At 62.8% G+C, this 12495-nt stretch carries 9 protein-coding genes; all 9 read left to right on the top strand.

Features of this window, described 5'->3' with window-relative positions; all coding sequences use genetic code 11:
* The 9 genes from LOY26_RS14720 (at position 1) to aspT (ending at position 12463) form a co-directional block, all read left to right on the top strand.
* Positions 1–942: a DUF58 domain-containing protein gene (locus LOY26_RS14720; protein ID WP_186655930.1), complete on the top strand. Its 942-nt coding sequence runs from the start codon at positions 1–3 to the stop codon at positions 940–942.
* On the top strand, positions 939–1448 hold the full coding sequence (locus LOY26_RS14715; RefSeq protein ID WP_186655927.1) for a DUF4381 domain-containing protein: 510 nt from the start codon (positions 939–941) through the stop codon (positions 1446–1448). The genes LOY26_RS14720 and LOY26_RS14715 overlap by 4 nt, the downstream gene beginning before the upstream one ends.
* Positions 1435–2427: a VWA domain-containing protein gene (locus LOY26_RS14710; RefSeq protein ID WP_186655924.1), complete on the top strand. Its 993-nt coding sequence runs from the start codon at positions 1435–1437 to the stop codon at positions 2425–2427. Before LOY26_RS14715 ends, LOY26_RS14710 begins: the two co-directional genes overlap by 14 nt.
* Position 2428: 1 nt before the next feature.
* The gene (locus LOY26_RS14705; RefSeq protein WP_258713706.1) at positions 2429–4024 is read left to right on the top strand and encodes a VWA domain-containing protein; all 1596 of its coding nucleotides are present in this window, start codon (positions 2429–2431) and stop codon (positions 4022–4024) included.
* Entirely contained in the window at positions 4024–5331 is a 1308-nt protein-coding gene (locus tag LOY26_RS14700; protein ID WP_258713705.1) for a hypothetical protein, read from the top strand. Before LOY26_RS14705 ends, LOY26_RS14700 begins: the two co-directional genes overlap by 1 nt.
* Before the next feature lie 42 nt (positions 5332–5373).
* The gene (locus LOY26_RS14695) at positions 5374–6375 is read left to right on the top strand and encodes an HAD family phosphatase (protein ID WP_186664203.1); all 1002 of its coding nucleotides are present in this window, start codon (positions 5374–5376) and stop codon (positions 6373–6375) included.
* 100 nt (positions 6376–6475) lie between these two features.
* Positions 6476–8041 carry an arylsulfatase gene (locus LOY26_RS14690; protein WP_186664202.1) on the top strand — a complete coding sequence of 522 codons (1566 nt, stop codon included), beginning with the start codon at positions 6476–6478 and terminating at the stop codon, positions 8039–8041.
* A 157-nt stretch (positions 8042–8198) separates the two neighbouring features.
* The gene (locus LOY26_RS14685; RefSeq protein ID WP_258714912.1) at positions 8199–10655 is read left to right on the top strand and encodes a fused MFS/spermidine synthase; all 2457 of its coding nucleotides are present in this window, start codon (positions 8199–8201) and stop codon (positions 10653–10655) included.
* A gap of 119 nt (positions 10656–10774) precedes the next feature.
* Positions 10775–12463, top strand: a complete 1689-nt coding sequence (gene aspT / locus LOY26_RS14680) for an aspartate-alanine antiporter (protein ID WP_186664200.1) — start codon at positions 10775–10777, stop codon at positions 12461–12463.
* Positions 12464–12495: the final 32 nt, after the last annotated feature.

The following is a 12495-nucleotide window of genomic DNA, read 5'->3' as shown; positions in this document are numbered from 1 at the left end:
ATGCAACCGACCCAGGATGGTTTCGTCTATGCCTCGCTAAGCCAGCTCATGGCGTTCGAACATCGCGTGCGCGGGTTGAGTTTCTTGGCCCGGCAGCCGTTGGCCAGCATCCTGGCAGGCAATCATGCCTCACGCCTGCGGGGTCGCGGCCTGAGTTTCGACGAGCTGCGTCGCTACATCCCTGGCGATGATCTGCGCCACCTCGACTGGCGTGCCTCGTTGCGTTTCGGCAAACCGTTCGTGCGCACCTTCACCGAGGAGCGGGACCGGCCGACGCTGCTGCTGGTGGATCAACGCATGAACATGTACTTCGGCTCACAGCGCAGTTTCAAGTCGGTTACCGCCGCCGAGCTTGCGGCGTTGTCGGCATGGATTGCCCTGCATGCCGGCGACCGGGTAGGCGGTTTGGTCTTCGATGATAAGCAGGTGGTGCATATCAAGCCGCTGCGCAGTCGCGCACGGGTACAGCAGTTTTGCGCGGCCGTGGTGCGCAGCAACAACAGCCTAAGCGCAGCAGGCCCGGACAGTGAACAACAGGTGCAACTCGATAACATGCTGCGCGACGCCATCGGCATCGCCGGGCATGATGCCCTCGTGTGCATCATCAGTGACTTTGCCGGGGTTACCGAACAGACCCTGAAACTGCTGCGCCAGCTCAGTGCGCACAACGATGTGATCGCCATGCAGGTGTACGACCCCATCGCCCTGGAAGTGCCAGACAAGGGGCGGCTTACCGTGACCCAAGGTGAATTGCAGGTCGACCTTGAAGTTGGCCGTCGCCACGTGCAGCGGCCGTTGAGCGATTATCTCTCCGGGCGCTTGCAAGCGGTGGCCGAACTGCTGCGGCGTAGCCAGATTCCGTTGATGCTGATCAGTACCGGTGAAGAGGTGCTGGACCAACTGCGGCGCGAGCTTGGCCGGCTTGCGGGAGGTGCCCGATGAACGCGCCTGCGCCTGCGGCAACGATCGACCAGCTCAAGGAGCTACCGCTACCGGTATCCCCGTTCAGCTATGCCCCGCAAACTTGGGGCTGGTGGGTATTGCTGGCGATTGCCTTGGCGGCGGCGCTTGCCTATGCCGTGCTTGCCTGGCGGCGCTGGCAGCGTGAACGTTACCGGCGTGAGGCGTTGCAACGGCTGAACCAACTCGATGTGGCTCTGGCTATCCCCGAGCAACGCCTACAGGCCTTGCGGGAACTACCCGAATTACTCAAGCGCGTCGCGCTGTCGATGCCCGATGCACCGCCCGTGCACAGTTTGTCAGGCTCGCACTGGCAGGCTTTTCTTCAGCAACGGGCACGCTTTGCGCTGCCCGAACAGTTTGCCGAGCGCCTGCAGACCCTGGCCTATGCGCCTGATGCGCGGGTGCAATCGCTCGGCGCCGAAGAACTCAGCACCCTGGTGCACACCTGCCGACGCTGGATCGAGGCCCACCATGTGGCAGTTTGACTACCTCTGGGTGTTTTTGCTGCTGCCGTTACCCTGGCTCGCGTACCGGTTTCTGCGTCCGTATCACGAGGCGCACAGTGCGTTGCGGGTGCCGTTTTTCTTTGCCATGAGCCGGGCGGTCAATCAATTGCCGAGCACCTCACAAGGTTCGGGCGGTCGCTGGCAAGTGGTTATCAACCTGCTGGTGTGGGGGCTGCTGCTGGCGGCCTGTGCGCGGCCGGTGCTGGTGGAGAAGGCCATCGAGCACGACCAGCCGATCCGCGACATGCTGCTGGCCATCGATATCTCCCAGTCCATGCAGGCCAAGGACTTCACAGATGGCAATGGCCAGCAAGTGGACCGCTTGAGCGCGGTCAAAACAGTGGTGCGTGACTTCATCGACCAGCGCAAGCAAGACCGCATTGGCTTGATCGTCTTCGGGACCGGTGCCTACCCCCAGGCACCCTTGACCCTGGACCATGCCAGTCTGTTGCTGCTGCTCGATGAGGTAGGGGTGGGCATGGCCGGGCCGAACACCGCGATCGGTGATGCCATTGGCCTTGCCATCAAACTGCTGGACCAGGCCAAGGAACAGGAGAAGGTGCTGATTTTGCTCAGTGACGGCAATGACACCGGCAGTGCGATCACGCCGGAGCACGCCGCAGCCCTGGCACATGCACGCGGCATCACGGTTCATACCATCGGCATTGGCGATCCTCAGGCCAGCGGTGAGGACAAGGTCGACCTGCAGGCGCTGGAAAATATCGCGCGCACCACTGCCGGTCGGTTCTTCCGCGCCGACGACCGCAGTGCCTTGGCCCAGGTGTACGCCACGCTCGACCAAATCACGCCGCACACGGTCAAGACGTTCAGCCACCAACCCAAGCGGGACCTGTTCTGGTGGCCGTTAGGCGCGGCTTTGCTGTTGCTGGCCCTGAGTCACGGCCTGGCAGCGATAGCCGGCCCGTTGCGGGCAAAGCCCGCGCCGGCGAGGCCTTGATATGGACATCGACCTCAACGCGCTGCATCTGCTTCGCCCTTACTGGCTGTTGCTGTGGGTTCCGGCCGTGTTGCTGCCTTGGGCCTGGCAGCGGCGCAATGATCTGAAGCGGCAATTGCAGGGCATCATCGCCCCGCACCTGGTCGCGCATTTGATCATCACCCCAGAAGAACAGCAGCGCGTACGGCCGGTCCATCTGCTCGCTGCACTGCTCGGCATCGGGGCGCTGGCCGCTGCCGGGCCGACCTGGCAGCGCGATGTTCCGGCGTTCGTCGACAATCGAGCACCGTTGATCCTGGCGCTGGACCTTTCGCCCTCGATGGATGCCGACGATGTGCCGCCCTCGCGCCTGCAGGCCGCCAAGCACACGCTGCACGACCTGGTCATGCGCAGGGCAGGGGCGCGAACCGCGCTGGTCGTCTATGCCGGTAGCGCGCATCTGGTCTTGCCGGCGACGCAAGACCCGCAACTGCTCGACACCTTCCTGCAGGCGTTGTCCACCGATCTGATCAGCCAGCCAGGCAAGGACGTGCTGGGGGTGATCGAGGTGGCCAAGCGCTTGCTGGCCGCCGAGCAAGTACCTGGAACTCTGGTCCTGCTTACCGATGGCGCCGACGCCGGGCAGTTCGCAGCGATCCCAAAAGCGCTCGAGGGCAGTGATCTGCAAGTGATGGTGTTGGCGGTCGGCAGCCGCGATGCCGGCGTGCTGCGGGATGCTCAGGGCCGTACACGGATCGGCGCCGATGGGCGGCCGCTACAGGCGGCTTTCGACGAAGACGCTTTGCGAAAGCTGGCCAAGGCCAGCAATGGCCCGTTGGGCAGCCTGACCTTGAACGACGATGACCTCGATTGGGTCGAGTTGCATGCGCAGCAGCATTTTCAGGCGGCCCAGGGCGACCCGCAGCAGGTGCACTGGAAAGACGCCGGCTATTGGCTGTGCTGGCCATTGGCGCTCATTGCACTGTTGTGCCTGCGCCGTGGTTGGAAGGTGCAGTGGATGGCTAGCGTACTGGTGGCAGTGCTACTAGGCGCCCAGCCACAAAACGCCCAGGCCGGGCCTGTGGCCGATGCGTTCTTCACCGCCAACCAACAGGGGCGCTGGGCCTTCGAACATGGCCACTACCCTCAGGCCGCTGCGCATTTCACCGACCCCTACTGGAAAGGCCTGGCTGCCTACAACGCTGCCGACTACGACGTCGCCTTGGCCAGCCTCGGCAAGCTTGACAGCGCGCAGGCCTACTTCTACCGGGGCAACATCTACGTGCGCCAGTTCAAGTTTCCCCAGGCGGTCCAGGCCTATCAGCAGGCTTTGAAGCAGCAGCCCGTATTTCCTGAGGCCACCGCCAACCTGGCGCTGGCCGAGGCGTTGCTCAAGGACTATGAAGATCAGCAAAAAGCCGGCACCCCGGATGAGAAGGCTGACAAGGTGGTAGAGGACCAGACGCCCTCCAAAGGCGCCAAGCAAAAGCAACAGCAGACGCCGCAGGCAGCTTCCGATCAGGTCTGGTTGAACAACCTGACCACCTCGCCGGCCCAGTTTCTCAGGCGCAAGTTCCTGCTGCAGGACGCCTCGCGACAAACTGCGGAGGGCAGCTGATGAGACACTTGCTGTTACTGCTAGGGCTGTACCTGCCGTTGCTTGCAATGGCGGCGCCCGAGGCTCGGGTGCAGGCGCGTCTGGTGCCTGGCGGCGACACGGTGGTAGGCGCCACCGTCGAATTGCAGGTCGATCTGCTGGTCGATACCTGGTTCACCCAACCGCCAGTGCTGCCTTTGATCGACTTACCGGGCGCCACCGTGAGTGCGCCGAGCGGCGAGGCCCAGCACCTGAACCAAGAGCACGATGGCAAGACTTTCTTCGGCCTGCGCTACACCTACCAGATCACCCCGCAGGCAGCCCAAACCTTCACCCTCCCGGCGCAATCCTTTCAGGTGTTCCCAGGGCAGTCGGATGGCCCGTTGACGCTCACCAGCGAACCGCTGTCGTGGGTGGCCAAGGCACTGGCGGGTGACACGGGTGGGCATCGCCTGGTGGCGCGCAAGGTTAGCCTCGAGCAACAGACGCAGCTGTCGCATTCGCCACTGAGAGCAGGCGACAGCATTACCCGGCGTGTACTGACCCGCGCCGAGGGCGCCCAGGCAATGTTGCTACCGCCGCCGCCCTTGAGCGAAGTTGCCGGCCTCAAACGTTATGTGCAAACGCCCAGAGTGACACCTCTCAGTGATGGTCGGGGTGGCACGAGCGGTGGCCAGCGTGAAGACAGCGTGACCTACGTGGTGTCCGCCGCCGGGCACTACCAACTGCCTGCCATCGAACTGCAGTGGTGGGACGCCGCCAGCGGCCAAGCCAGGCAGGCAACGCTGCCGCCCATCGATTTGAACGTCACCGAAGGCACTTATAAAGCCCCCTTTTCCATCGACGAAGACTTGCGGGCGCTCGGTCGCCAGGCACAGTTGCGCCTGTCAGCGCAGTGGCTGTGGTTGATCGGCCTGTTGCTGTTAGGTGGGGGACTGATTTATCTCTGCAGGCCTTGGCTGTACGCGGCCTGGCGTCGGTTCGAAGGTTGGCAGGCGGCGCGCCGCACGGCACGCTTGCAGTCTGCGGACTACGCCTGGCAGTTGGCCCGCAAGCAACTTGCACAAGACCCCCCTGAGCTTGGCGGGCTGTACCTGTGGGTTCGACGCCGTACCGGGTACTACACGTTGTCTGATTTTTCCCAGCGTTTGCCCCCCTCATCAGGAATTCGTCTACTAGACTGGCTCCAGATCCGCTACGGCAAGCCAAGTGGCTCCGCTCAAGTGACGCCGCCGCTGGGCCCGACGCTTTCGCAGGCCAGGCGGGTGCTGGCACCCGAACACGTCCGCAGCAGTCAGCGCAACGGTTTGAAACCACTCAATCCATGATACGAGTCGAACAGGGTAGGTAGTACAGAGGAGGGATTCTGCATGCTTGACCTACAACGCGTACGCTGGTGGTGGGCGCTGTTGCTCATGCTGCCCTGGCTGGTGCAAGCCGCGGACCCATTACCGTCGTGGCGTGATGGGCCGTCACGCCAGGCCATCGAAGCCTTTGTCACGGCTGTGACCACCGAGGGCGGCAAGGACTTTGTGCCAGCGGTCGAGCGGGTTGCTGTCTTCGACAATGACGGCACCTTGTGGAGCGAACAGCCGTTGTATTTCGAAGTGCTGTTTGCCCTGGATGAGGTGAAACGACTCGCGCCTCAGCACCCTGAGTGGGCAAGCCAACAGCCGTTCAAGGCAGTTCTGCAGGGTGATCAGAAGACGCTGAGCGATAGCGGCATGGAAGGCCTGCTGAAGATCGTTGCCGCGACCCATGCCGGGTTCAGTACCGAGGCTTTCATCGCCAACACCAAGCGTTGGCTGGCAACGGCCGTGCACCCCCGCAGCCACAAGCCGTACACCGAAATGGTCTTCCAGCCCATGCTCGAACTCTTGCAGTACCTGCGGGCCAACGGTTTCAGAACGTACATCGTGTCGGGCGGCGAGGTGGCCTTCATGCGTGCCTTCGCTGAAGAGGTCTACGGGGTGCCGCCGGAGCAAGTGATCGGCACCACCCTGGACGCGCGTTTTATCGATGACAACGGCAAACTGTCGATCGAGCGGCTGCCCAAGTTGCTGCACAACGATGACGGGCCCGGCAAGCCGGTCAGCATCGACGCGCGCATTGGCCGTCGACCGATCCTCGCTTTCGGCAACTCCGATGGCGACCTGCAAATGCTGCAGTGGACCATGGCCGGCGACGGCAAGCGTTTTGCCGGCCTGGTCCACCACACCGATGCAACACGCGAATGGGCTTACGACCGCAACAGCAAGGTCGGGCGCCTGGACAAGGCTCTGGACGCCGCCAGGCGCGCGAACTGGACCGTGGTGGACATGGCCCGTGAATGGCAGCGCATCTACCCATATGAAAAGCAGCAGGCTCAATGAAAGAGACACCGCAGGGGCACAGGGAACCAGCCGAGTAGTAGGTCGATCGTGCGCGTAGTCGTGGCAATTGCCAGTAAACGTGATACGGAGAGATCGCCTTATGAAGTCCAGTAGAAGATGGATATCCACCCTCGCGCTCGCCGCCACTGCGGCGATGGGCGTGTGCGCGGCGAATGCCGCAGAAAAGCCCAATATCCTGGTGATTTTCGGTGATGACATAGGCCAGACCAACATCAGTGCCTATGGCCAGGGGGTGGTCGGCTACCAGACACCGAACATCGACCGCATCGGTAAAGAAGGGATGATGTTTACCGACTATTACGCCGAAAACAGTTGCACCGCCGGCCGTTCGAGTTTCATCACTGGCCAGACGCCGCTGCGCACTGGTTTGTCGAAGGTTGGCATGCCCGGTGTGCCGGTCGGCCTGCAAGCCCGTGACGTGACCATCGCCCAGGCATTGAAGGCGCAAGGTTATGCCACGGGCCAGTTCGGCAAGAACCACCTCGGCGACCGCGACGAGTACCTGCCCACCAACCACGGTTTTGATGAGTTCTTTGGCAACCTTTACCACCTCAATGCAGAGGAGGAGCCTGAGCGCGAGTTCTGGCCCAAGGATGACGCGGAATTCGTCAAGGCCGCCTCACCACGTGGGGTGATCAAATCCAGCGCCGACGGCAAGATCGAGGACACTGGCGCCTTGACCAAGAAACGCATGGAAACCATCGACGACGAGACCACGCAGGCGGCGATCAACTTCATCGACAAGCAGGTCAAGGCAGACAAACCGTTCTTTGTCTGGATGAACACCACGCGGATGCATGCGTTTACCCATGTGCGTGAATCCATGCGGGGCCAGAGCGGAATGGTCGGCAATGAATACGCCGATGGCATGCTGGAGCATGATGGCGATGTAGGCAAACTGTTGAAGACACTGGATGATCTGAAAATCACCGATAACACCATCGTGGTCTACACCACAGACAATGGGCCGAACCAGTGGTCGTGGCCGGACGCCGCCACTACGCCGTTCCGCAATGAGAAAAACTCCAACTGGGAGGGTGCTTATCGGGTGCCGGCGATGGTCCGCTGGCCAGGCAAGGTCAAGCCGGGAACGGTGTCTACCCAGATGTTCTCTGGATTGGACTGGTTCCCGACTCTGCTGGCCGCAGCAGGGGATACCGACATCAAGGACCGCTTGCTCAAGGGCACTGATGTGGCAGGCAAGAACTTCAAGGTCCACCTCGACGGTTTCAACCAACTCGATTACCTGACGGGCAAAGCCGACAAGAGCGCGCGTAACGAGTTCTATTACTTCAACGATGACGGTGTGCTGGTCTCCATGCGTTTCCAGGATTGGAAACTGGTGTTCTGCGAACAGCGCGCCCCTGGCGGGCTGCAAGTCTGGAGCGAGCCATTCACCTGTTTGCGCGTGCCGAAGATGTTCAACCTTCGCATGGACCCCTACGAGCGAGCTGATATCGTCTCGGACCAATACTACGATTGGTTGACCAAAAACGATTACTTGATCTTCCAAGGTACTCGCAAAGCAGCTGCATTCTTGCAGACCTTCGTCGAGTATCCGCCGAGCCAGCGTCCAGCGAGCTTCAGCATCGATCAGATCCGTGCTGACGTGGACAAGAAAATCGAAGAGAAGATGAAGAACTGAGCGTACGGCCCCGCGCCCGCCGTTGGCGGGCGCATTTTTTCTACATCCATTGCGGACTTGGCAACAGGTCCGCTAAGGCTTATCGATGCCAGCAGCTGTGAATTGCGCCCGCGTTCATACCCCTGAATCCACCGAAAACCGGACACCGCTGCAACTGATGCTGCCAGCGGCGCTGCTGTTCGTTTCTGGCGGTGCAGCGCTGATCTACCAAGTGCTCTGGGTCAAGCAGCTGTCCTTGGTGGTTGGGGTGGAGGTGTACGCCATCACCGCAGGCATCAGTGCATTTTTTGCCGGCCTGGCGCTGGGCGGGCTGGTGTTCGGCCGCTGGGCCGACCGCCTGCGGCGTCCGGTCAAGCTCTATGCCGGCCTAGAGCTGGCGGTGGCAATCGTTGCGGTGGCGGCGACCTTGGCCCTGGCGCAGAGTGCGGCGCTGTTTGCCCGCCTGGAGGCGAGTGTCGGCCTGTTGGCTTGGCTGCTGCCATTCAGCCTGGTCGGGCTGCCGGCGTTCCTGATGGGCGGCACCTTGCCGGTGCTGGTTCGGGCGCTGACCCCAAGCGAAGGGCAGATGGGCGAGGCGGGTGGTCGGCTGTACGCCGCCAATACCGCCGGGGCAATCCTCGGCACCTTGTTGGCGGCGTTCGTCCTGTTGCCCCAGCTCGGCGTAACCGGGGCCGCCGGTGTGGCCGCCTTGTTGAATCTGCTGGCGGCGCTGGGTGCATGGGTTGGGCGCGCCAAGGATGAGCGGGCACTGCCCACTGCTACGGATACTGCGCCAACACGTTCCCCGCAGGCGCGCTTGGCCCTCACCTTGTATTGCCTGGCGGGGGGCGTGGCGCTTGGTTACGAGGTGATGTGGACGCAATCGATCGTGCAGTTCATGAGCACCCGCGCCTTTGCTTTCTCCGTGGTGCTGGCCACCTATCTGACCGGGTTGGTACTGGGCAGTGCCGTGTACGCCCGGCGTGCCGACCGCATCCGCGACCCGTGGGGGTTGTTCGGCCTGCTGATCGCGGCCGCTGGGCTACTGGCCTTGCTGCAGATCGCCGGGCTCGGGCGTTGGCTGGTGATCCTGCAGACCACGTTGGAAGGCCATGTATTGCAATTGACCGGTAGTCAGCTGGCAGGTATGTGCGCGCGCTTCGCCGCTGCCGCGTTGTGCGTGGTGTTCGTACCCACCACGTTGCTGGGTGCGGCATTCCCGCTGGCGTTGCGCCTGGCCGTGGACAGTGGCCAGGTGGGACGGGACGTGGGTGTGGTGGTCGCGCTAAACACCCTGGGCGGGATTGTCGGTGTCATGCTTACCGGGTTTGTTCTGGTGCCAGAGGTCGGGCTGGTACGCACCTTGGTCGTGCTCGCCTGTGTGGCGGCAGCCATCGGCGCAGTGGCGGCGTGGCGTGGCCACACCGTGCACAAGGGGATGCGCGTAGCGGTCCTGCTGGTTGCCGTCGCGACCCTGGTCAGCGGCGCGCTGACTCCGCCACAGCGCCTGGCGCAACTGTTGCCCGGGGCGCGCAGCGGCGAGCTGGTGTTCTACCAGGAGGGCCGCGGCGGCACGGTGGCGGTGGTCAACCAGCAGCGTCAGGGCCAAGCGTTCAACCGCCTGTACATTCAAGGGGTTTCCAACACCGGCGATGCCATGCCGTCACTGCGCTATATGCGCCTGCAGGCGTTGCTGCCGTTGCTGATCCATCGCGGTGAGCCGCGCTCAGCGCTGGTGATCGGCTTCGGCACTGGGATCACCGCCGGCGCGATGCTGCGCTACCCGGGCCTGGATCACCCGGTGGTCGCCGAACTGCTGCCGCAAGTTCTGGCAGCGGCGCCGCTGTTTTCCGGTAACTACGACGCTGTGAACGACCCACGCCTGGACATCCGCCTGCGTGATGGGCGCCGTGAGCTTCTGCGCAGTGAGCAACGCTACGACGTGATCACCCTGGAACCACCACCGCCGTCTGCGGCAGGGGTGGTGAACCTGTACTCGCGCGACTTCTACCAGTTGGCGGCGTCGCGTCTGCAAGAACATGGGCTGGTCGCCCAATGGCTGCCGCTACCAACCCAGAACGACGAAGACAGCCGCTCGTTGGTGCGCAGCTTCCTTGACGTGTTCCCGCATGCCTCGTTGTGGACCACCGAGTTTCACGAAATGCTGCTGATCGGCTCGGCCACGCCCATGGTGCTGGATGTGCCGCGTATCCGCCAACGCTTCGAGCAGCCTGAGGTGTCAGCTGCGCTGTCACAGGTCGGTGTGAGTTCGCTCGGCGCCTTGCTGGCCACTTGGGTCACCGATAGGCAGGGCCTGGAGCGCTATGCCGGCGATGCTCAGCCGGTTACCGATGATCGACCACGCATCGAATACGCCCCGTGGGTCCGGCCGCGTGAAATCACCCGCGTACTGCCAGCGCTGCTGGCATTGCGGGTAGCGCCGCCGTTGGAAAACGCCAGCCCTTCAGTGCGGGCGGCGGTGAACGATGAGTGGCAACTGTTGCGACGTTTCTATGGCTTGTCGCTACTGGCTTACAACGGCGATCGCCAGGGCTGGATGCGCGAGGCGCGGGCCTTGGCGCCGATCAGCGCACAGAATCCTTACATGCGCTGGTTTACGGGTGGCGAGCGCTGAAGGGGTGGCGCACTCGCCGAAGCTGCAGCTTGGCTGATCAGGGCCGCTGGCGAGCCGTTCAGGCGACAGCTATCCTCCAGCGCACAGCGTTGCGTGGACGCGCCCAGGGATGAACGGCAATGATCGAGTTTGTGCTCCATGCCTTGCGTGCAAACCCAGAAATTGCAGTGTTCCTGGCCATCGCATCGGGCGTTCTGATCGGCCGGATACGCGTGGGCAGCTTTCACCTTGGCTCGGTTGCCGGGGCGCTGCTGATGGGCTTGGTCATAGGCCAGATCGGGCTCGAAGTGCCACATGAACTGAAGTCGGTATTTTTCGCCTTGTTCATCTACGCCGTCGGCTTCAAGAGTGGGCCGGAGTTCTTCGGTAGCCTCAATCGAGGCACCTTGAAACTGGTGCTGCTCTCGGTGGTCCTGTGCGGTACTGCGCTGGCCACGATACTGGCGATGTACAGCGTGTACGGTTTCGATGCGGGTTTCACGGCCGGGCTCGGAGCCGGGGCTTTGACGGACACGGCCATCATGGGCACGGCCAGCAGTGCCATTGCCCAGCTGTCTATCGACGAGGCGACCAAGGCGCAACTCAACAGCCATATGGCAGTGGCCTACGCCATCACCTACGTGTTCGGTACCATCGGCCTGGTGGTCTTCGTTGGCAGCATCGCACCGCGGCTGCTACGCGTGGACCTGGCCAGTTCTGCGCGGGAATTGGAGCGTTCGCTGGGGATCGAGCAGGAGGACGCTGCGTTGAGCATCCCCTATACGCGTATCGTGGTGCGTGCCCATCAATTGACTGCATCGGCGGCCGAGGGCATGCGCATTGCCGATATCGAGGCAGTGCACCGCAACCTCAGTGTCGAGCGGGTTGTGCGTGACGGCCGGGTGCTTGAGCGGGACGCGCAATTGCGCCTGCAGCGTGGCGATGTGCTAGGCGTTTACGCGTTACGCGAAGCCGTTGCCCAGCTCAACCCGTGGATCGGCCCCGAGGTGGATGACCCGCTCTCGATGTCGTTTGCCACCCGCACGGCGCACATCGTGCTCACCTCGCGCAAGCTGTCGGGCAAAACCCTGAAGCAGATCAAGCATGAGCTGGTCGGCGCCATGCGCATGGGCTGTTACATCGTCGGTATTACGCGCCAGGGGCTGGATTTACCGCTGCTGCCCGACACGGTATTGCGCCGTGGCGATGTGATTACCCTGACCGGTCGCACCCGCAGCGTCGAAGCGCTGGCCGAGCAGTTGGGGCGGGTGCGCGAGGACCATCACAAGAGCGATATCGCGATCCATGCGTTGGGGTTGGTGGTCGGGTCGTTGCTCGGCATGTTGTCTACCCACATCGGCATCATTCCGGTCGAGTTGGGGGTGGGTGGCGGGGTGCTGCTGGTGGGCCTGCTGATTGGCTGGTACAACTCGCGTCATCCTGATTTCGGCGCGCTGCCGCCGGCCGCGCAATGGGCATTTTCAGAGTTTGGCCTCACCGCATTCGGTGCAGTCGTCGGGCTGCTCGCAGGCCCTGCCGCGCTGGCCGCGATCGAAACGCAAGGCCTGGCGTTATTGATCTCCGGGGCCGCAGTCACGCTGATCCCTCCCGTGGTGACCTTGTACTTTGGCTACTACGTGTTGCGCCTGCACCCGATGATCCTGTTCGGTGCCCTGGCCGGAGCGCAAACCGAAGCGGCGTCGATGAACAAGATCCTTGAGCAGTCCGGCAGCAATACGCCGGTCATCGGCTTTACCGTGTGCTATGCCATCTCCAATGTTCTGCTGGCGGTCTGTGGGCCTGTGATCATTGCGTTGACCACTACCTGAGGGTGCACTGCTCAGGTGAGGTTCAGGGTTTG

This window comes from Pseudomonas sp. B21-047 (genome assembly GCF_024748775.1).
Lineage (GTDB): Bacteria > Pseudomonadota > Gammaproteobacteria > Pseudomonadales > Pseudomonadaceae > Aquipseudomonas > Aquipseudomonas capeferrum.
The sequence above is the reverse complement of the archived record's forward strand: the minus strand, read 5'-3'. Positions and strand labels throughout refer to the sequence as shown.